Origin of the sequence: Caballeronia mineralivorans PML1(12) (assembly GCF_001028175.1) — a bacterium.
GTDB classification, from domain to species: Bacteria; Pseudomonadota; Gammaproteobacteria; order Burkholderiales; family Burkholderiaceae; genus Caballeronia; species Caballeronia mineralivorans.
Window position 1 is genome coordinate 1 of sequence record NZ_AEJF01000092.1, and the last position, 19,419, is coordinate 19,419.

The following is a 19,419-nucleotide window of genomic DNA, read 5'->3' on the forward strand; positions in this document are numbered from 1 at the left end:
CGCCGCTGCTGGCGATGCGCTCGCGCTTTGGCCCGACGCCGCGCGCCAAGCGGTCGCCGCCGCTTTGCCACGCGCACGGCTGGGTAATCCTTTGCAACTCGGAGACACCGCTGCGGCCGCTGACTTCGGCGCGGCGCTCGAAGCGCTCGCGCCGCACCGCGAGACCGGGACAGCGTTCGTGGTCCACGCACCAACGCACACCGCGCCCGTCGCCGAAGTCGCGCGCATGCTGATCGCACAGCAAAGCCACGCGTATCGTGGCTTGATGGCCTGTTTTTTCGGCTGCGTGGATCACGCCACGCGCGATGCGTTGCACGCCCATGGCATTCCCGTGCACACCACGCCTCAACGCCTGGCGCGGGGTTTCGCGCGGCTCGTGGATTATCGCCAGGGCCGAGAGTTGTTGATGCAGACGCCCGACGGGCCACGTCCTCAGACGGTGGTCGCGCTGGACAGCGCGCAGGCTCAGATCATGGCTGCATTGGCGGCGGGTGTTGCGGAACTGGACGGCGAGCGGGCATCGCGGGTCCTGGCGCAATTCGGCGTGATCGTGAAGCCAGGGTCGGCGGGGCCCCGCGGCGATGACACCATCGAAATCGATGTCCGCTTGCTGAATCATCGTGTGTTCGGGCCAGTGTTCGAGTTCAAGGCTGTTGGTGCGCTCGGATTGCCGGACGCGTTGCACGAATTCGCGTTGCCGCCGCTCAACCCGGTGTTGGCGCGCGACCTTGTGATGCATTCACCAAGGGCGCGCGAACTTCCGGCGGAGAGCTTGCTTGTTGCATTGACCGCCTTGTCGCAGGCGGTCTGCGAGATCGAGCAGATTGTCGCGTTGCGGTTGACGGTGTTGGTGACCCGGCAGGCCGTCGTGGTCTATGAGCCGCATCTGACGCTAGCCGCGCATCGCACGCCGCTCGCTATCCAGCCGTATCCGCGCCAACTGGAGGAGACGCTCGACTGGAACGGCTTGCGCATCACTGTGCGGCCAATACGTCCCGACGACGAAGCCGCCCACAGTGCCTTCGTCTCCGCGATGACGCCCGACGATTTACGCTTGCGATTCTTCAGTTCTGTGCGCAGTTTCGATCACTCGCAACTCGCGCGGATGACGCAGATCGACTACGACCGCGAGATGGCGTTCATCGCCGTCACCGGCGAAAACGACGCGATGAAGACCTTGGGCGTGGTGCGCGCTGTCGCCGATCCGGATAACGAGACAGCCGAGTTCGCGGTTGCGGTCCGCTCTGACCAGAAGGGCAAGCGGCTGGGGATGTTACTGGTGACGCGGATCATCGCGTACTGCCGGGCACGCCGGACGCGCTGGCTGGTCGGCGAGGCGTTGCGTGAGAACACCGGGATGATCGCACTCGCGCGCCGTTGCGGATTCCAGATCGCAGCGACGGAAGACCCCGGCGTGATCGGTTTCCGGATGCGGCTGGCGGAAGCCGACGCGGTGTTGCCGTGAAGACCGGGGAAGGGCGCTTACACCGGGCCGCCACGCCGGGCGGCCAGAGTGCGGATTGCGAAGTTGTCGTTCGCAACCCCTTCGAATCAAGCGGGCAGCTTTGCGAGCGCGTCGTCAACTTGCGCGCGCGATACGGCCAGTTCTTCCAGCCAGGCATCGGCATAAGTGCTGCCGGTTTCCCGCTCCAGACGCGCGATAGTCGCCGCGCAACGCGTGGCGTCCTTAGGCGTAGCAATAAACGCTTTCACCGACGCACCCGATGTGAACGCCTCGAACAGCGGAACGCGAATGTCGTCCGGCAGCGCGCGAGCGGTCCATTGATACGGCTTGCCGTTGAACGACAACTGCGGCGGCAGGACGCGTTCCTTCTTCGCCGCGGGAATCAGGCCGAAATTGCGTGCGGCATCGGCTATCTGGTCGGACGTGAAGAGTTCGTCCGCGCCAATATCGAATTGCTTGATAAACGTCTCGATGGACTGCATCGCGGCCGCGCGGTCGTCGCGCTTTTGCTGTGCGCGCGCGACGATATCGCGCAGCTCATCAGCTTCCTCGCTCGTGATCGTGAAACTGGACTGCTTTTGCTGAAGTTCGGAGAAGCGCTGGAATTCGGGATCGGAGAGGAGTTTCGCCATTGCCTTGCGTAGAAAAAGACGCGAAACAGCGCACGGGGCGACGTTCCGCTTTTTGAGAGGGTCGCCATTCTAACGCGTCGCGCGCGTCTGCAACTTGCCGAGTTTGCCAGCCGCGCCAGCCACTACGCTGCGCTCGAATCCCGCGACTCATCGAACCCCACATCCGGCTCACGGAACATCGACAGCGCCGCGGCCGCTTCGCCAAGCAGCGCACTCACCTCGCTAATGGAAGGCGCCACGTATTCGTCGATACGCCTGAGATACGGACACGTCAGCGTCGCAATCGCCTGGCCCGAAGGCCCAAGCAGCGGAAAACTCACGTCCATCACACCGAACGTCTGCTGACTTTCCTTATGCAGAAAACCGTCCGCTCGAATCGCCCGATACGCATTTTCCAACGCGAGCGGATCCAACGCGGACTCACCCTTGACACGTGTGTGTTCGGCGAGCATATGCGCACGCTGCTCCGCGCTCTGAAACGCGAGGATCACGCGGCCCGAACCGGTATCGATCAATCCAACCCGTGCGCCGAGCCGCACCGAAATCCCCCACGTTCCCGGTCCGTCGACCTGAGCGATCACGAGCAAGTTGCCGCGGTCATAGGCGGCGAGATGACACGACTGCTCCGCGCGATCGGCGAAACGCTGCATGACTGGCAAGGCTTCCGCGATCAGCCGGTTCATCGGCGGATGGCGGTGCGCGAGCGCGTATAGCTTCAGGCTCAGCGAATAGCGATCGCCCGCAGGTGAGCGCACCACGTACTGCCGCGCGACCAGCCGTTCGAGCATCCGGTACATCTCGCTTGCGTTGCGCCCGAGCGATTTCGTGATCTCGGCGCGTGTCAGTCCGTCCTTTTGCTCGGCGAGCAATTCGAGGATATCGAGACCTTTATCCAGCGCGGGCGCGCGGTAGCGGTCGGCGTCGGTGGGATCGTCTGCCTGCATGATGACCTTCGGTTAAGTCGCTTAAAAACAAGATGCTAAGGGAAAACACGGACCGCTCAGCGGCGCACTTAGCTTGACTTCAACTTGTGCGCATATGAATAATACGTTCACTGATAAATGATTGTACTGATGCAAACCCGCGGCATTGCTCGAACTACCGCCCGAATGACGCCCGATTTCAAGGAAGTTTCCGTGCAGCAAGCCCCTCACAAGCCCACCGACGCACGGCTCATTCTTCAAAGCCCGCAGGACAATTGCCTGATAGCGGGCGCGCGTCTGGAAGCGGGGGAGTGCGTGGAGATCGAGGGGGAGATGGTCACGCTTGCGAAGACTATCGACCTGGGGCACAAAGTCGCGCGACGCGCGCTGTGTACCGACGAAAAAGTGCTGCGTTATGGCGCGATCATTGGCCATGTGACGTCGGACGTTCAGCCCGGTGAACATCTGCATACGCACAATCTCGAGAGCGACTACCTCCCGACCTACACTCACGACGCCGGCCATGCGTTCGTGGATCACCGCGAACGTTAAGCCGATGACCGCAACCACCACTTCGCAACTTCAAGGTTTCCTGCGTGCCGATGGCCGCAAGGGCATCCGCAATGTGATCGCGGTCGCTTATCTCGTCGAGTGCGCGCATCACGTCGCGCGGGAAATCGTCGGGCAGTTTCGCCCGGCGTTCGACGCTTTCGACGATCCTGCTGTAGACCACGGACCGCCCGTGCACCTGATCGGCTTTCCGGGTTGCTACCCGAACGGCTATGCCGAAAAGATGATGGAGCGGCTGACCACGCACCCGAACGTGGGCGCGGTGTTGTTCGTGTCGCTCGGCTGCGAAAGCATGAACAAGCACTATCTCGTTGACGCCGTGCGTGCGAGCGGCCGTCCCGCCGAGGTGCTGACGATCCAGGAAAAAGGCGGCACGCGCAGCACGATCCAGAACGGCATTGACTGGATTCGCGACACACGTGCAATGCTCGCGCAGCAACGGAAGGTGCCGATGGCGCTTGATGAATTAATCGTCGGCACGATTTGCGGCGGCTCGGACGGCACGAGCGGCATCACCGCGAATCCCGCTGTGGGCCGCGCCTTCGATGCACTCATCGATGCCGGCGCCGCCTGCATCTTCGAGGAAACCGGCGAACTGGTCGGCTGCGAATTCCATATGCAAAGCCGGGCGGCGCGTCCCGAGTTGGGCCGTGAAATTGTCGCGTGCGTGGACAAGGCGGCGCGTTATTACTCCATCCTTGGACACGGCTCGTTCGCGGTCGGCAACGCGGACGGCGGCCTCACCACGCAGGAAGAAAAGTCACTCGGCGCGTATGCGAAAAGCGGCGCGTCGCCCATTGTGGGGATTGTGAAACCAGGCGACATTCCGCCCGTCGGCGGTCTGTATCTGCTCGATGTTGTGCCCGACGGCGAACCGCGTTTCGGTTTTCCGAACATCAGCGACAACGCGGAAATCGGCGAACTGATCGCATGCGGGGCGCACGTGATCCTGTTCACGACCGGCCGCGGTTCGGTGGTCGGCTCGGCCATTTCGCCCGTCATCAAGATTTGCGCGAATCCGGCGACGTATCGGAATCTTTCCGGCGATATGGACGTTGATGCGGGCCGCATTCTGGAAGGCCGCGCGACGCTCGATGAAGTCGGTCGCGAAGTATTCGATGCCACCGTGAGCGTTGCGGCAGGTGCAGCGTCGAAGTCGGAATCGCTCGGCCATCAGGAGTTTATCCTGACGTACAAAACCTTTGATCCCGTCGGTCCGGCGTGCCTGCCGGCGAGTGCGACGCCGCGGCATGCGGTATCGATTCCTTCGATTTGAATGTGACTCATTGGATCCAACACAATGAACCCAATCACTGGAAATCCCGTCGTGAAAAAGCGCAAGGTGGGCAAAACGTCGCTGGAAGTCACGGCGCTGTCGCTGGGCAGTGCGCCGCTGGGCGGCCTGTATCACGATCTTTCCGAGGCAGACGCGCAAGCGACGGTGGATGCGGCATGGCAAAGCGGCATCCGTTTTTTCGATACCGCGCCGCATTACGGCCACACGAAAGCCGAACACCGGATAGGCAATGCGTTGCGCCGATACCCGCGCGAAGACTATGTGCTGTCGACCAAAGTCGGCCGCCGTTTTGTCCCGCGCACCACGCCTTATGACGGCAGCGAAGGCTGGTCGGATCCGCTGCCGTTCCAGGCGATCTACGACTACACCTACGACGGCATTCTTCGATCGTTCGAGGACAGCCAGCAACGCATGGGTATCGTCGATATCGATATTGTGCTGATCCACGATATCGGCCGCGTCACACATGGCGAAAACAACGCGCGTTACTGGCGGCAACTGTCGAACGAGGGCGGCTTTCGGGCGCTCGATGAACTGCGCGCATCGCGCGGCGTAAAAGCTGTTGGACTCGGCGTGAACGAAGGTGCGGCCATTCAGGAAGTAATGGCGGAATACAACATCGATTGCGCGTTGCTGGCAGGACGCTACACCTTGCTGGAGCAAGCGGTACTCGACGACTTGCTGCCCGAATGCGAGAACCGCGGCGTCAGCATTGTGCTCGGTGGCGCGTTCAATTCAGGCATTCTCGCGCGGGGACTGAAGCCCGAGACAGCGCTAAAGGCGGACAACCAGAAGTTCAATTATGGCGATGCGCCGCCGTTGATTGTCGAACGCGTTGAAGCGCTTGAACGGGTGTGTCGCGACCATGGTGTTGCCTTGTCCAGCGCGGCTCTGCAGTTTCCTTATGCGCATAAAGTTGTGGCCACGGTGCTGATGGGCGCACGGAACCCCGAGGAAGTACGTCTGAACGCAGCTTCATTCGCGGATTCATTGCCGGATGAGTTGTGGGACGCGTTGCGAGCGGCGGGTTTGTTGCATCACTCCGCACCTGTACCGCAGCGTATCGATCACGCGGATTCAGGAAGACCATGAGCGCTGAACGTATTGACGCACATCAGCATTTCTGGGATCCATCCCGTGGCGACTACGGTTGGCTGACGCCGGAGTTGCCGACGTTGTACCGCGTGTTTGGTCCCGGTGACCTGAAGCCCCTTCGCGAAGCGGCCAACATCGCGCGGACGGTAGTGGTTCAGGCTGCGCCTACCGTCGATGAAACGCGTTATCTACTGGATCTCGCCCGCGACGATGCGTCTATCGCCGGTATTGTTGGCTGGGTTCCGCTTGACGCGCTGAACGCCGTCGAACGGATCGATGAACTCGCGCGGGAACCGAAATTCAAGGGTGTGCGTCCGATGCTGCAGGACCTGCCGGATGACCGCTGGATCGAGAATCCTCAACTGACTCCGGCAGTCCACGCGCTGATCAAACACGACCTCGCTTTCGATGCATTGATATTTTCGCGCCACGTGCCTTCTCTGAAGGTGTTTGCCGCGCGTTTTCCTGAGTTGCGAATCGTCGTCGATCATGGCGCGAAGCCGCAAATCAAGGAAGGCAAGGAAGGCGATATGGCCTGGCAAAGCTGGGCTGACGGCATAGCGGAATTGGCCGGGTTGCCACAACGACTGCACTGCAAACTTTCTGGCCTAGCGACTGAGGCTGCGCCCGGTTGGACTGTGTCAGCGCTCAAGCCCTACGTCGATCATCTTCTCGAACACTTTGGGCCTGAGCGCCTGATGTGGGGCAGCGACTGGCCGGTGTTGAACCTGAACGGCGATTACGCGCACTGGTTTGATGCAGCGCGACAATTGACGTCACGCCTTGACGCGCCTGCACAGGAAGCGATCTTCGGCGATACCGCGCGCGCGTTCTACCGGTTGTAAAAGCATGAAGAATGAGCGCGGTATACCCGGAATTGCTCAACAGCAATTGCAATGAAAGCGCACGATGGTAAAAAGATTGGCGACGAAGCCAGTCAATCCGAACATCTCGAAACCGAATCAAAACCTGAAAACTGAAGGATCACTCACAATGAAACTGCTGCGCTATGGGCCGAAGGGTCAGGAAAAACCGGGTTTGCTGGATCAGAACGGCAAGATTCGCGATTTGTCGAAGGTAGTCGACGATATCGCTGGCGAGGCGCTATCCGACGCCACCCTGGCCAAACTGCGCGCGCTCGATCCGGTCTCATTGCCTGAAGTGCCGGGCGAACCGCGCATTGGACCGTGCGTAGGAAGCGTGGGCAAGTTTGTCTGTATCGGGCTGAATTACGCCGATCACGCGGCCGAATCGAATCTGCCCGTGCCGACGGAGCCCGTGCTTTTCGGCAAATGGACGAGCGCCATTTGCGGTCCGAATGACGACGTCGAGATTCCGCGCAATTCGAAGAAAACAGATTGGGAAGTCGAACTCGGCGTGGTGATCGGCAAAGAGGCGAAGTACGTCAGCGAGGCGGACGCGCTGGATTACGTCGCGGGCTATTGCGTGATCAACGACGTCTCCGAGCGTGAATGGCAACTCGAGCACGGTACGCAATGGGACAAGGGCAAGGGTTTCGATACGTTTGGCCCGATCGGTCCATGGCTTGTCACGAAAGACGAGATCGCCGATCCGCAGCAACTCAGCATGTGGCTCGAAGTAGACGGACACCGCTACCAGAACGGCAGCACGAAGACGATGGTATTCGGTGTGGCAGAGCTGGTGTCGTATTTGTCGAAGGTGATGAGCCTGCAACCGGGCGATGTCATTTCCACCGGCACGCCACCGGGCGTAGGCATGGGCGTAAAGCCGGCGCCGGTCTACCTGAAGGTGGGGCAGACGATGCGGCTCGGAATCCAGGGTTTGGGCGAGCAGCAGCAACGCACGGTCGACGCGAAGTAAGCGGTTTATTGCGACGCAACTAAGCGAGCGAAGCTGGCGAGCGAATTGACGCCGCGTCGGCACGTTTAAGAAGAAGGCCGTTCCAACGCCAGTTGGAACGGCCTTATTTTTTACAGCAAGTTCAACGCGACGGACCAGCGGTCTTGACCAGGGGGAGCGCGTTGTGGCTTCCACCCAAAAATCGAATGTTTTAGCCGGCGTTAACCTTTAAGCGCATAAAGCCACGCCCAACCCCATCTCACTCGTTAAATACCGGCTCAAGCTCCGCAGCCATTTCGCTGATCCGATGAATGGTTCCCTGCGCCACTGCTACGAGCCGTTCGGCACCGCCATCGGTGACATACACGTCGCATTGGCAGGTCGCCTGCGTCATGCCGGCGTAGACCACGCGCGCGCGCGCCATCAACGTGCCGGAGACAGCGGGCCGCAAATAATTGATCTTGTATTCGCCCGTGACCACTTTCGGGCCTAGGCGCAGCGCGCCGGCGAAGGTCAGGGCGTTATCGACGAGATAACTCACTACACCGCCGTGCACGAAACCGTGTTGTTGCCGGAGTTCGTCGCGGATGGTAAGGCACAACGTGAGACTCGTGGAGTCGACCTGCATGAGCTTCGTACCCAGCAAGGCGCTAAACGGCTGCGCGTTCAACGCGCCCCGTGCGATATCGACAATTTCGGCCATTCGGACACTCCTACACTTGGTTTCGGTCCAGTCAGCGTGAGTCCCACAATCCGCACCGGGGCAGGAGCCTTCGTCGCGGTCCTGCACAAGACTGTAGGTAGCGCATGGTCACTCTGCAAGGACGATCTCAAAATTGCGGACAAATTATCGGGTTTGCATGGGCTTTATGAGTGATTTGAAACGAAAACGCGGAAAGCGTTCGGCGCCGCGCTAATTTTCCCAGCTGTAATAAAAAACGCCTCGCAGCATGGCGAGGCGTTCAATAGCGCAAAAACTCCGGGTATCAGGGCAACGCGGCGTACGCGGTCGCAAGGTGATAAGGCGTCGTCGACGGCAATTCCGGGCGCACGACCACGCCTTCAGCCGACTGGCTCTCGATCCACCCGTGCGGCCGCAGAAAACGTCCGGCAAAACGCGCGATCTGCGCCGGCAACTGTGCGCGCACGGTATCGCCCGCATGAGTCGCGAGTGCGCGCAGATATTCGGTCTGGGCCCAGATGCGCTGCGTCGAATCGATCACACCGCCCTGTTCGTTCAGCGATGCCGCCACGCCGCCGGTCACCGGATCGACTCCGGACTGCTGCACGAAATCGAATGCACGAAGCAGCGCGCGGTTCAGGCCCGCTGCATCGAAAGCCGCGTGCCGGCTGGCTTCGGCGAGAAAGAGCCACTCGAACTGATGGCCCGGTTCGAGCCAGTTATTGGCGCTGCCGATCGTCAACTCGGCGATGCAACCGGTTTCGTTATGCACGAAAGCCTGAGCGAACGCTGTCGCGAGCTTTTCCAGCCTGCGATCGAAGACGGGATCTGCAGTGGTTTCGCGGGCAGCGAGCCACGCCTCGGTCAGGTGCATCAGCGGGTTTTGCAGCGGCGGGCCGAGCACGGTGGAAAAATCTTCCGTCATCGCCGAACTGAACAAGTCGCCAGCGCCAACGCCATCGATCGACATCCGCCTCTCGATTACCGCCGACGTTTCTTCCAGTACCGCCAGCGCTTCTTTCGCAGCCGCCGCGCCGGCGCGTTTCGCGTACTCCGCGCACGCAAAAATCACGAACGCGTGTGTGTACAGGTCCTTGTGGCGCTCATGCGGCGTGCCGTTTGCATCGACGCTATAGAACCAGCCGCCGTTTTTCGTGTCCCGAAAATAGGTCCGAAGCGAAGCGAACAGTGTGTCAGCGTGAGCGATATCGCCTGCTAGCGAGAACACGAATAGCTGCCGGGCGCACGCCATGGCGCGATATCGCTGTGGCGGCAAGGGCGTGCTGCCGTCCTCGGCGACTGCCTCGAACGCCAGCCGCAAACCCGCGTTGAAGCCCGGCCCGCGCCAGATTGGCAGCACCACGCGTTCATAGTGCGCGCGAAGGGTGGCGGCGGTCGGGGGCGTAACGGCGGTCGGATCTGGGTCGTGCATACGGCTTTATCGATGGTGGTTGAGCGTGGCGGCGCGCCGAACGTGTCCGGCGCGCAACCCGATGCGGGGGCACCAAGGATAAATCAAAACGCTCGCGCTTCGGGACAACAGCGGTTTATCCGCGCGGCGCGCCGCGCCGCCTTCTGCGAGCGCCGCACCATCATCCCATCACAAAACACCTATAAGGAGCAAATCCACGCATGTTAAGCAACGTAGAACTCATCTCCCGCCTGGTGCTAGCCGAGGCGCTCGGCAGCGTGATCCGTTTCGAGCGCGAACGGCTTTCATGGGCCGCTGGAAACCGTACGGGAATTCAAGGAAGAGGGTCCGGCTTGAGAACGCGCCCGTCAGCAGCCCCGGCGCGCAAGCATGCGACAATGCGGCCTCGAAAACCCATGCAGCCGCTTTTCCGTTGCGAGGCGCCAAGCCGGGACGTGTCATCGGGCGTGTGTTTAGCCGCTCGGCGTCGCGTTTGGCCACGCTGTCAATCATCGACTTATGCCAGATTCCGCTGTAAATCCCGCTCGCCAATCCGTTGACGCGGCCGGCTCGCGTCGTGCCGATGCTGCTTCTGCGTCCGCGTCTGCTCGCCGCCCGGTCGAATCGGACGCCGATGCCAAGCTCGCCCGCGCCGCCCGCTCGGCTCAACGTCTCGCGTTGCTGAGCCGCGCGCCCTACGGTGCGCCCACGCTCGATCTGTTCGCCGAAGACGCCGAACGCGCCACGCTCCAGGTGTTGAATACCGATATCCGTCAATCCACGTTGCCCGGTTTCGAGTTGCCCGAGGCGTTTATGGCGGCCGTGTCGGCGACGGCTTCGGCGGATGAGGGTTCGTCTGCTTCGGTGCGGCCAGTGCGGAGCGGAGTCGTATCGGCGCGCTTTTCCGAGGCGGCGGATATCGCAGCGCCGCGCGATGCTGCTGCGGTGCAAACGGAAAACAAGATAGTCGACGCTGCCACGCTGGAGCTTATGTTCGATGATGTCGGTGCGCCTCATAGTGTGGTCGCCGGACCGGTGCAGCCCGAATCGCCGGACGATGGCGCGGGCAGTGCTCCGGTCGTGGCGGCGTTGGATGCGGCGAATGCGCAGGGTTCGAACAAGCGTGCGTCGGCGGCGCGTACCAGGGGCGCCGCCCGGAATGTGGCTGTGACTGAGCCGTCGTCGGTTGCTACGGCGCGTGACGTTGAGACCGCGTCGCGAGGCGTGGCTGACGCTGCAGGCGAGACGGGAGATGGCGTCACGGAAAATATGAATCGTTCACCGAATGCCGGTGACGCGCCGGGCGCGCGTAATGTGACGACTGCTGTGAGCGCACCGAGCGCTCCTAACGAGCCCAACGCTCCCGACGCCAGAAACGCCGCAATAAAACCTGCCGCGCCCCTGAACAACCACGATACTGCCCGAGCCACCGCAAACCCGCACCGCCACCCGCCGCAATCCCTGGCGGCGGCATTGATCGACGATGACCGCCGGACGCGCTCTAGCACCGCAAGCAGTCCTCCAGCCGCCTCGACGCCGGCCCGCGATGCTTCCGAACTCGATACCGCTCGCGCGACCGCGTACGCCGACACCATCGACGCCTTGTATGCCGTGATAGCGGATCAGCGTAGCGCGGCGGCGGCGTTATCGCGGCGGGTGAAAACGGTGTTGATGATCGTGATTTGCGTGTTGCTCGTGACCGTCGCGACGGGTGTGGCGCAGACCATCGCGCTGATTCGCCTGACGGGCGAGAACACGGCACAACAGCAGCGCATCGAGCAATTGATGTTGAATCAGCAGGCCACGCTGGCGTCTTTCTTCGATACCGATTCGTCTATCGTCGAGGTTCCGAGCCGGGGCAATGCGAACGCATCGACGGCCGATAAGAACCCAGGCACCGCTGCGCACAGCGCTGCCGCGAAGCGGGCGCACAGCAAGGCGCATTGAGAGCGGAATGCGTCTTCCGCGGGGCGCAAACGAAGCGGTCTAAAGAGAGGGCGAGGCGGCAACACCCAAATTGACTGCCGCCCCGCATTTGCAAACCCAATCACTCGACGAATTCAATAATCGTATTACCCGCTGCTTCGGGAGCGACGGCAACGCCGCGGGCGGTTTGCCCGTGCGTCACGCCGTTTTCCGACAGGATGCGCTCTACTGCCGCCAAGTCGCGAACCCGTACCTGCAGTGCAAATCCATGTGGTTTATCCGTGTAGCTCACCGGCAAACCGACGCAAGCAAAACGTTCGAGCGCCTGTGACCGTGTTAAAGCCACGACGCGTCCACAACCTGTGTCCGCTTCAACGTGCGCATCGATCCACGATGTGTTCTCCGCTCCAAACAACTTCGCCCACCGCGCCTCGAGCACCCCAAGCTCCTCTGCAACATAGATAACTTCATTGACCGCATTCGCGCCGTTGGGATGATCTTGCCAATCCTTTCTCCAGATGAACTCCGGCCGATGTTGCTGGCATAGGACGTTGGACGCATCGCCCAACTCGGCATCCATCACGATGCCGAGCGACACCACTGCTTCATCGGGCGTGCCGTTCGTCGTGACCAACTTGCGCCTGAAATCAACCCGCTGCTGCACGGGCAACCCGGTGGCTTTAACCGCCGCAAAATCGCCTTCGATGTCTTTGCTATGCAGAGCCAGCAATCCAAGGCCTTCAGAGCGATCGAGGAACTGGCCCAGCGTTCGTCCGTAACAGAAGCCATCGACAGCATTAATCCCGAACTTCGACGCGTCATCGATCCCAATCAGTTCGATGAAATTATTCTCGAACATCATCAGCGTCAGCACCGAACCCCAGGGATGGTACGAGAGAGGGCTAGGCGAAAAACCAAGCTTGATGTACTTCTGAACGGCTTCGGGATGGTTCCTCACGGAGACTATCGGATGGTCGATGCCCAGTCGATGCTGATTCGGTGGAATCATTTGGTTATCCTGGCTATTGGGTCAGAGGGAGCCGTGATGGCAGCATACGTGCCGGAGACCGCCTTGATGACTTTCGCGGGAACGCCTGCTGCGACCATACCGGCGGGAATCGAAGTGCGAACGACGCTGCCCGCCGCAATCACCGCACCTTCGCCAATCTCGATGTTGCCCAGGATGATTGCATGAGCGGCAAGCGTCGCGCCCCGACGCACTTTCGGATGACGGTCGCCGGCTTCGGCAAACGTGCTCCCGAGGGTGACGCCGTGCCACATGCTGACCTCATCTTCAACGACCGCCGTCTCGCCAATCACGATGCCCATCGCGTGATCGACAAACAGGCTCTTACCGATCCGGGCAGCAGGGTGGATATCGACGTTATAGGACTTCGCGCACCAGTTCTGCAGCAGAACGGCGAACGTCTTTTCACCCGCGAGCCAGTGAGCATGCGCAATGCGATGGGACTGAATGGCATGAATCCCTCGAAACGATAAAAACGCCGTCAGCGCATTCGGGCAGGCCGGGTTGGACGAGGCGATCTTGTGCACGTCGGCCGCGGCGCTTGCGTCGCTACCGCTCTGCTTGATGACGGCACTGAATTCGCTCGCCATGTCGGGCAAGGTCGCGTCCGCGCGCATCAGTTCGGCTGCAAGAAGCGACGCGAAGGCCCCGCCGAATGTCTCGTGCTTAAGCACATAGGCATCGAAGTATCGCTGCATCGCGGGTCGCGCCCGCGCTTCGTGCTCCGCTTCTGCGCGGATGATTTGCCAAAGCGTGGCGGGGTCCATGTTGATCAAGGTCTGTCTCCTGTCACGACAGTCTCCACCGCGAAAAATGAACAAGCGATGCCCGGCATAGGAAAATTTGTTCTAAAAATTAGATGCTGCGCGACGTGATTGCAATCGCATCTCCCTTATCGAAACGCCTGCATCTGCGACGACATCAATTGCAGCATCTTGTTCGACGCCACCGACAATTTTCGTCCGACACGCGTAACAAGATGAGCCTCGGCTTTCATCAGGATTGGATGATCGATCTCGATGGCGAGAAGGGTTCCCGCCCCCACCTCCGTCGTCACGGCGAACGCGGGCAGGACAGCCAGGCCGAGTCCTGACATGGCGAACTGCTTCAGGAGACTGATCGAGTTGGTCGTGACAACTGGCTCCAGCCGGATCTTCTCCGCAAACTCGACTGCCTGAAGCATCTGGCGAGTGCCATAGGTGGGATGCGTTGCAGCAAGCGGGTAGCTTGCCAGCTCCTGCACGCTCATGGATTTCGGTTTGCTCCCGCGCAGGAAGTTCGGTTTGACGATGGCCATCATCGGCTGCCGCTTGATCGCACGAGAAACAATTTTCGGGTCGCTTGGCGGGTTATAGACCAGTCCGATTTCGCCTTCGTCTTCGGAGACTCGCCGCATGACATCGTTCGTGCTGCCGAGGTCCAGATTGAGCTTGATGCCGGGGTACTGCTTGCAGAAATGCTGGATGGGCCCGGCCAGAACATCCGACACAAACCCTTCGCCAAGGATCACATTGACGTTCCCGGTTCGCAGCCCGCGCAGTTCTTGCAGCCGCGATATCAGGTCGTCTTTGTGCGCGAGTTGTTCCCGGAAGTATTCGATCAGGTACTGGCCTGCGTCCGTCGGCTTGACGCCGCGGGCGTGCCGCTCGATCAGCGCCACGTCGAGTTCCGTTTCGAGCAAGCCGATTTGCCGGCTGACGGCGGATGGCGCGACGTCGAGCCAGTCGGCGGCGGCGCGGATGGTCCCGCAACGCACGGCCTCGAAAAAATAGACGATTCTGCTTTCAGTCAGGTTGTCGGCCATTGCGCAGGGTTCCCAGTGTTCTCAGCGTTCCGAGCGTTCTAATAATTAGAACATTCTCAATATTGGCATTGATTGGTTATAGGGACCCCCCGGCCGAAGATGACAACTCCAAAACGCGCTTGATGACGGTTAGACCTAATCTGATCAGTCGGCGGCGTATTCGCTACGGAGTGGATTTATGAAGACGATTGGGGTCATCGGACTCGGAAACATGGGGCGAGGAATGGCCCTCTCGCTCAAGCGCGGCGGTTACACCGTGCTCGGTTTCGACACGGCGCCAGGAGTTGCCGGCAGGCTCGAAGCAGAAGGCGTGTCTGCCCGAGCGTCCATCGCCGAGATCACGCGCGAATCGGACGTCCTCATCCTGTCGCTGCCGACGTCGGCTGTCGTCGAAGAGGTGGTGTTGGGCGAAGGGGGCGTGGCGGCGAGCGCCAAACCGGGTCTTATCGTCGTCGATACCACCACGGCGGAGCCCAACAGCACGCGCAAGGTCGCCGCAGCGCTGAGTGAGGTGAAAGTCGGCTTCGTCGATGGTCCCGTCAGTGGCGGTCCGAAAGGCGCGGCGACCGCGACCATGACCATGGTCTTGGGCGGCTCCGACGAGGATGTTTCCGCCGTCGAGCCGATCCTCGCGGTCATGAGCGCGAAGCGCGTGCACGTTGGTCCCGTCGGTGCGGGACACGTCACGAAGATCATCAACAACCTGCTGACCGGCGTGCACCTGCTTGCCACCAGCGAAGCGGTCCGCGCGGCGCAAGCGGCCGGTGTCGATCCCGAGAAGCTGGTCGAAGCGCTCAACGGCGGCTCCGGGCGCAACAGCGCGACGCTCACGAACTACCCCACGTGGATCTTCACGGACAAGTTCGATTCCGGCTTCACGATGAAGCTGATGCGCAAGGACGTTCGCCTCGCGATGGACCTGCTGCGCAGCCAGAACATCAACGCTCCCATTGCGGCAGAAGCCGGGCGGTTGTGGGCAGCGAGCGCGGGAGCAATCGGCGATGCGGAAGACTTCAACCGCATCGTTGAATTCATCGAACAGAAATAAGCAGAGCAACCAGGACCTGGAGCCAGATATGGAAAACAACGCGGCAGAAAACCTGTTAGCCGCCTTCACGCATTTCTTCCCGAAAGCCAGGACAATTGGTTCGTTTGTCGGCGGCGAGCTGGTCGAAGGCACGGGCGAGCTCATCCAGTTATACGACGCTGCGACGGGCAAGTCGAGCCTCGCTTACAAGGATGGCGGTGCGGCAGTTGTTGAGCTGGCCGCGGACGCAGCGCAGCGCGCTCAGAAACAGTGGTGGGCATTGACGCACGCGGCGCGAGGACGCGTCATGTTCGAGATTGCGCGGGAACTGCGCAAGGACGCGGAGAGCATCGCTCGTCTCGAGTCGCTCGGGTCGGGCAAACCGATTCGCGACTGCCGGGGCGAAGTCGCGAAAGTCGCCGAGATGTTCGAGTACTACGGCGGTTGGGCGGACAAATTCTATGGCGACGTCATTCCGGTTCCGACCTCGCATCTGAACTACACGCGCCGCGAGCCGGCCGGAACAGTCCTGCAGATCACGCCCTGGAACGCGCCGGTCTTTACGTGCGGATGGCAGGTTGCACCGGCCATCTCGATGGGCAACGCCGTCTTGCTGAAGCCCTCTGAACTGACGCCGTTCACGTCGCTAGTAGTTGGGTTGCTGGCCGAAAAAGCGGGCGCGCCGAAGGGGCTCATCAACGTCCTTGCCGGACTTGGCCAGACCGTCGCGCAGGCCGCCATCGCGCACAAGGTTGTGAAGAAGGTGGTGTTCGTCGGCTCGCCTGCAACCGGCGTACGTATTGCAGAAGCCGCAGCGAAGCGGGTGCTTCCTTGCGTGCTGGAACTGGGCGGCAAGTCGGCCAACATCATCTTCGCCGATGCCGATCTCAAGCGCGCTGCGTTGACCGCCCAGGCCGCGATTTTCGCCGGTGCGGGTCAGAGTTGCGTGGCCGGTTCGCGCCTGCTCGTGCAACGTTCGATCTACGACGGGTTCGTCGGCATGGTTGCTACGGGTGCTAAAAAAATCAAGGTTGGCTCGCCGCTCGACGACGCAACCGAAGTCGGACCCATCAACAATCGCACGCAGTATGACCACATCATGAAGATGATCGCGAGCGGCGTTCAGGCAGGCGCGACCCTTGCGGCAGGATCGGCCGAGCGCTCGGCTGGCGGCTATTTCGTTGCGCCCACTGTGCTGTCGAACGTGACGAACGAGATGGACGTAGCGCGTACTGAAATCTTCGGTCCGGTTGTCGCTGCAATTCCTTTCGATACGGAAGAAGAAGCCCTTACTATCGCGAATGACACCGAGTTTGGATTGGCCGGTGCGGTATGGACGAACGACGTAGGCCGTGCGCATCGGGTAGCGGGGCAGGTCAACGCGGGTACGTTTTGGGTCAATGGCTACAAGACCATTAACGTCGCGTCCCCGTTCGGTGGTTATGGCTTAAGCGGGTACGGACGTTCCAGCGGTGTTGAAGCGCTGTACGAGTACACGCAGACCAAGAGCATCTGGGTAGAAACCGCCAGAGAGCCGGCGATGACGTTCGGCTATTTGTAGAGCAACGTGTCCTTTCGCTCCCGACATATCGCGAGAGGACAACCGGGAGATAACAATGGAAAATACGTTCGCTGTGCAGCAATGGGGTAGTGGTGGGCTGAGGAGCGCAAAGCTGTTTCTTTATGCGGCGATCATCCTGGTAATCGCTGAATTTATCGGCTCGTTCACGTTCAAGGTGGGTCCGGGCAAAGTGGTTTTGCTCCCCATGATCTGGGCGCTTCTTCTTGGCGCTGCCCTGGGGTTGGCTAGTGACCGGTGGAGCGGCGTTGCACGGCTCGATGTGAAGACCCAGTTCCTGGCCGCCGCCATCTTGCAGCCCGCCCTTTTGCTCTTTGTCGCCAAGCTGGGCCTGATGGTTGGCAGCGCGTTGCCGAAGCTTGCGGCCGCCGGCTGGGCGCTGGCGTTTCAGGAACTCGGTCACTTCGTTGGCACTATCTTGCTGGGACTTCCGCTCGCGTTGCTGCTCGGTATCAAGCGAGAAGCGATCGGGGCGACGTTCTCTGTAGGGCGTGAACCGAGCCTTGCGATCATCGGTGAGAAGTACGGCATGGACTCGCCCGAAGGACGGGGTGTTTTGGCTGAATATTTGACAGGTACCGTGTTTGGCGCGGTCTTCATCGCGATCCTGGCTGGCTTCGTGGCGAGCCTAAATATTTTTCATCCCCTGGCGCTTGCCATGGGTTCAGGCGTTGGCTCAGGCAGCATGATGGCTGCTGCGTCCGGTGCGATCGCTGCGCAGCAGACGCCCGAGATGGCGAAGACGGTGCTCACGTTTGCTGCTGCCAGCAACCTCATCACGACGACTATCGGAACGTACTTCACGCTGTTTATTTCGCTGCCGATGGCCGTGTGGGGATATCGCCTGCTCGAGCCGTTGATTGGTCGCAAGAGCCGGGCGTCGGACGCATCGGAGGCGATTGAACAATCCCGCCCGAAACTGGGTGATGTTGAAACAGCCGCGCCTCAATTGGGCTATCGCGGAAAGCTCGTCGCCTGGGGTGTCACTGCCGTGTTCGCGCTGGGCTGTGACTGGATTACCCACGGCACGACGCCGCTGATGGGACTTCCGGGCATGCTGATCATGGTGCTAGCGACGATTGTCGGCGATGCTGTTTATACGGCGACCGGGCGCAAGATCCCGGCGGTCTGCTGGGTGTCGATTGTCGCCATGTTCATGACGTCGCCGCTGTGTCCTTGGGCGTCGCAGATATCGGCGTATAGCGCGCAGAACGATTTCCTTGGTATTACAACGCCGATGCTCACCTTCGCGGGGCTCTCTATTGCCAAGGATATTCCGGCGTTTCGCCGCTTGGGCTGGAGGATCGTGCTGGTGTCGTTTGTTGCAAATGCCGGAACGTTTCTTGGCGCTACGCTCGTAGCGCAAATCTTTCACGTGTAGTGTTTTTTCGCTCGCGCCGACAGAATTCATAGTCCAACGGTGCGAGCGAAACCAAGCTCACCAGCCATGCCCCGGCTCCTACAATACCGTCTCCGGTCCACGTCCTGAACAGCGACAACCCCGGCTCTAAACCGAATCATGCGAGCAACCTGAAAATATTCTCTACGGTTAGCTATGCATATAAAAACGTGATATTGGTTAGAACTCTCAAGACGCTCCAAACGAAATAAAGAACGCTCTAAAACCTAGCCAGCCATGGTAACGCACGCGCTAGCGGACAATTCCAGCCCAGGAGCGCTTCTGGCGGCGGTGGAAGATTTCGGCGATGAAAGCTGCGAAAACGTGTCCGTGAGGCGGCCGGCCGCATGCTTATGCCCGTCCGCTCCCGGCGCGAAGACCGGAGTTCGTTGCGATTAGCGATCCGACCTATGCACGACCGCGCTTTCGACCCAGTAATTGCTACTGATTCAGCCAAAAATACCGGCTTTGCGTGTGGCGAAAACGCAATCATGTAGAAAAACTACGAAATAAATGTTGCGTTGCACTAGGAATAAGCTAGTGAAAACCCTATAATGACGTCTAAGGGATAACCCTTGACCAACCACCAGGAGTTTGACATGAGCTTCCTCTTCGCATTGCTGCAAAAGTTTGCATCGCTGTTCGAATCGCCGCATCTTCCGATGGACTCGGACTACTCGTACCAAGCCCGTCAACGTGAAGCAGAGCGGATCCGCAAGTCGCGCGGTACCATCATGGGTATTCGTCTGTGAGCTGCAGGG

Annotated in this window: 18 protein-coding genes and 1 pseudogene; 12 read left to right on the forward strand and 7 right to left on the reverse strand. The window is 60.6% G+C overall.

All coding sequences use genetic code 11. The features are described from left to right. Window positions 1-1,465, forward strand: a 1,465-nt coding sequence (locus EOS_RS14625) for a GNAT family N-acetyltransferase (RefSeq protein WP_047847378.1), incomplete at its 5' end; no start/stop codon positions are given. A gap of 86 nt (window positions 1,466-1,551) precedes the next feature. Here the strand turns inward: EOS_RS14625 and EOS_RS14630 are convergent. Next, window positions 1,552-2,097, reverse strand: coding sequence for a hypothetical protein (locus tag EOS_RS14630; protein ID WP_047847379.1), 546 nt, complete (start codon window positions 2,095-2,097; stop codon window positions 1,552-1,554). A 122-nt stretch (window positions 2,098-2,219) separates the two neighbouring features. Further along, window positions 2,220-3,041, reverse strand: coding sequence for an IclR family transcriptional regulator (locus tag EOS_RS14635; protein ID WP_047847380.1), 822 nt, complete (start codon window positions 3,039-3,041; stop codon window positions 2,220-2,222). A 192-nt stretch (window positions 3,042-3,233) separates the two neighbouring features. Between EOS_RS14635 and EOS_RS14640 the strand changes: the two genes are divergently transcribed. From EOS_RS14640 to EOS_RS14660, 5 genes are all read left to right on the forward strand, one after another. Then, window positions 3,234-3,572 (forward strand): UxaA family hydrolase, encoded by a 339-nt coding sequence (locus EOS_RS14640; RefSeq protein WP_235442817.1) that lies wholly within the window; start codon window positions 3,234-3,236, stop codon window positions 3,570-3,572. 4 nt (window positions 3,573-3,576) lie between these two features. Continuing rightward, a complete protein-coding gene (locus tag EOS_RS14645; protein ID WP_047847447.1) occupies window positions 3,577-4,866 on the forward strand; it encodes a UxaA family hydrolase in 1,290 nt (429 codons plus the stop codon). Window positions 4,867-4,890: 24 nt separating this feature from the next. Then, complete coding sequence (locus tag EOS_RS14650; RefSeq protein WP_047847382.1) at window positions 4,891-5,979, forward strand: aldo/keto reductase; 1,089 nt, start codon at window positions 4,891-4,893, stop codon at window positions 5,977-5,979. Beyond that, window positions 5,976-6,827, forward strand: a complete 852-nt coding sequence (locus EOS_RS14655; RefSeq protein WP_047847383.1) for an amidohydrolase family protein — start codon at window positions 5,976-5,978, stop codon at window positions 6,825-6,827. Before EOS_RS14650 ends, EOS_RS14655 begins: the two co-directional genes overlap by 4 nt. A 148-nt stretch (window positions 6,828-6,975) precedes the next feature. Beyond that, the gene (locus EOS_RS14660; RefSeq protein WP_047847448.1) at window positions 6,976-7,824 is read left to right on the forward strand and encodes an ureidoglycolate lyase; all 849 of its coding nucleotides are present in this window, start codon (window positions 6,976-6,978) and stop codon (window positions 7,822-7,824) included. Between the two features lie 238 nt (window positions 7,825-8,062). Here the strand turns inward: EOS_RS14660 and EOS_RS14665 are convergent, their stop codons facing one another. Next, complete coding sequence (locus EOS_RS14665) at window positions 8,063-8,506, reverse strand: PaaI family thioesterase (protein WP_047847384.1); 444 nt, start codon at window positions 8,504-8,506, stop codon at window positions 8,063-8,065. A gap of 283 nt (window positions 8,507-8,789) precedes the next feature. Then, window positions 8,790-9,917: an AGE family epimerase/isomerase gene (locus EOS_RS14670; protein ID WP_047847385.1), complete on the reverse strand. Its 1,128-nt coding sequence runs from the start codon at window positions 9,915-9,917 to the stop codon at window positions 8,790-8,792. Window positions 9,918-10,117: 200 nt separating this feature from the next. Here EOS_RS14670 and EOS_RS46255 point away from each other — a divergent pair. Both EOS_RS46255 and EOS_RS14680 read left to right on the forward strand, forming a co-directional pair. Next, window positions 10,118-10,225, forward strand: a pseudogene (locus EOS_RS46255) (MgtC/SapB family protein); the annotation flags it as partial. Window positions 10,226-10,415: 190 nt separating this feature from the next. Further along, entirely contained in the window at window positions 10,416-11,843 is a 1,428-nt protein-coding gene (locus EOS_RS14680) for a hypothetical protein (protein ID WP_047847387.1), read from the forward strand. A 100-nt stretch (window positions 11,844-11,943) separates the two neighbouring features. Here EOS_RS14680 and EOS_RS14685 read toward each other — a convergent pair whose 3' ends face one another. The 3 genes from EOS_RS14685 to EOS_RS14695 all read right to left on the reverse strand — a co-directional run bounded on the left by EOS_RS14685 (window position 11,944) and on the right by EOS_RS14695 (window position 14,653). Beyond that, window positions 11,944-12,831, reverse strand: a complete 888-nt coding sequence (locus EOS_RS14685) for a VOC family protein (RefSeq protein WP_047847388.1) — start codon at window positions 12,829-12,831, stop codon at window positions 11,944-11,946. Further along, window positions 12,828-13,616 (reverse strand): serine O-acetyltransferase EpsC, encoded by a 789-nt coding sequence (gene epsC, locus EOS_RS14690; protein WP_047847449.1) that lies wholly within the window; start codon window positions 13,614-13,616, stop codon window positions 12,828-12,830. The genes EOS_RS14685 and epsC overlap by 4 nt, the downstream gene beginning before the upstream one ends. Window positions 13,617-13,741: 125 nt before the next feature. Then, on the reverse strand, window positions 13,742-14,653 hold the full coding sequence (locus EOS_RS14695; RefSeq protein WP_047847389.1) for a LysR family transcriptional regulator: 912 nt from the start codon (window positions 14,651-14,653) through the stop codon (window positions 13,742-13,744). Window positions 14,654-14,831: 178 nt separating this feature from the next. Here EOS_RS14695 and EOS_RS14700 point away from each other — a divergent pair, with 178 nt between their 5' ends. From EOS_RS14700 to EOS_RS47520, 4 genes are all read left to right on the forward strand, one after another. Continuing rightward, on the forward strand, window positions 14,832-15,701 hold the full coding sequence (locus tag EOS_RS14700; RefSeq protein WP_047847390.1) for an NAD(P)-dependent oxidoreductase: 870 nt from the start codon (window positions 14,832-14,834) through the stop codon (window positions 15,699-15,701). Window positions 15,702-15,729: 28 nt separating this feature from the next. Continuing rightward, window positions 15,730-17,241, forward strand: a complete 1,512-nt coding sequence (locus EOS_RS14705; RefSeq protein ID WP_047847391.1) for an aldehyde dehydrogenase family protein — start codon at window positions 15,730-15,732, stop codon at window positions 17,239-17,241. 55 nt (window positions 17,242-17,296) lie between these two features. Beyond that, a complete protein-coding gene (locus EOS_RS14710; protein WP_047847392.1) occupies window positions 17,297-18,640 on the forward strand; it encodes a DUF3100 domain-containing protein in 1,344 nt (447 codons plus the stop codon). 617 nt (window positions 18,641-19,257) lie between these two features. Next, window positions 19,258-19,410 carry a hypothetical protein gene (locus EOS_RS47520; RefSeq protein ID WP_167348958.1) on the forward strand — a complete coding sequence of 51 codons (153 nt, stop codon included), beginning with the start codon at window positions 19,258-19,260 and terminating at the stop codon, window positions 19,408-19,410. The last annotated feature ends 9 nt before the right edge of the window (window positions 19,411-19,419 follow it).

Excerpts from the sequence above, each read along its gene's own strand:
- EOS_RS14630 (WP_047847379.1), bottom strand. The coding sequence starts at position 2,097 with ATGGCGAAACTCCTCTCCGATCCCGAATTCCAGCGCTTCTCCGAACTT.
- EOS_RS14635 (WP_047847380.1), bottom strand. The coding sequence starts at position 3,041 with ATGCAGGCAGACGATCCCACCGACGCCGACCGCTACCGCGCGCCCGCG.
- EOS_RS14645 (WP_047847447.1), top strand. The coding sequence starts at position 3,577 with ATGACCGCAACCACCACTTCGCAACTTCAAGGTTTCCTGCGTGCCGAT.
- EOS_RS14650 (WP_047847382.1), top strand. The coding sequence starts at position 4,891 with ATGAACCCAATCACTGGAAATCCCGTCGTGAAAAAGCGCAAGGTGGGC.
- EOS_RS14655 (WP_047847383.1), top strand. The coding sequence starts at position 5,976 with ATGAGCGCTGAACGTATTGACGCACATCAGCATTTCTGGGATCCATCC.
- EOS_RS14660 (WP_047847448.1), top strand. The coding sequence starts at position 6,976 with ATGAAACTGCTGCGCTATGGGCCGAAGGGTCAGGAAAAACCGGGTTTG.
- EOS_RS14665 (WP_047847384.1), bottom strand. The coding sequence starts at position 8,506 with ATGGCCGAAATTGTCGATATCGCACGGGGCGCGTTGAACGCGCAGCCG.
- EOS_RS14670 (WP_047847385.1), bottom strand. The coding sequence starts at position 9,917 with ATGCACGACCCAGATCCGACCGCCGTTACGCCCCCGACCGCCGCCACC.
- EOS_RS14680 (WP_047847387.1), top strand. The coding sequence starts at position 10,416 with ATGCCAGATTCCGCTGTAAATCCCGCTCGCCAATCCGTTGACGCGGCC.
- EOS_RS14685 (WP_047847388.1), bottom strand. The coding sequence starts at position 12,831 with ATGATTCCACCGAATCAGCATCGACTGGGCATCGACCATCCGATAGTC.
- epsC (WP_047847449.1), bottom strand. The coding sequence starts at position 13,616 with ATGGACCCCGCCACGCTTTGGCAAATCATCCGCGCAGAAGCGGAGCAC.
- EOS_RS14695 (WP_047847389.1), bottom strand. The coding sequence starts at position 14,653 with ATGGCCGACAACCTGACTGAAAGCAGAATCGTCTATTTTTTCGAGGCC.
- EOS_RS14700 (WP_047847390.1), top strand. The coding sequence starts at position 14,832 with ATGAAGACGATTGGGGTCATCGGACTCGGAAACATGGGGCGAGGAATG.
- EOS_RS14705 (WP_047847391.1), top strand. The coding sequence starts at position 15,730 with ATGGAAAACAACGCGGCAGAAAACCTGTTAGCCGCCTTCACGCATTTC.
- EOS_RS14710 (WP_047847392.1), top strand. The coding sequence starts at position 17,297 with ATGGAAAATACGTTCGCTGTGCAGCAATGGGGTAGTGGTGGGCTGAGG.
- EOS_RS47520 (WP_167348958.1), top strand. The coding sequence starts at position 19,258 with ATGAGCTTCCTCTTCGCATTGCTGCAAAAGTTTGCATCGCTGTTCGAA.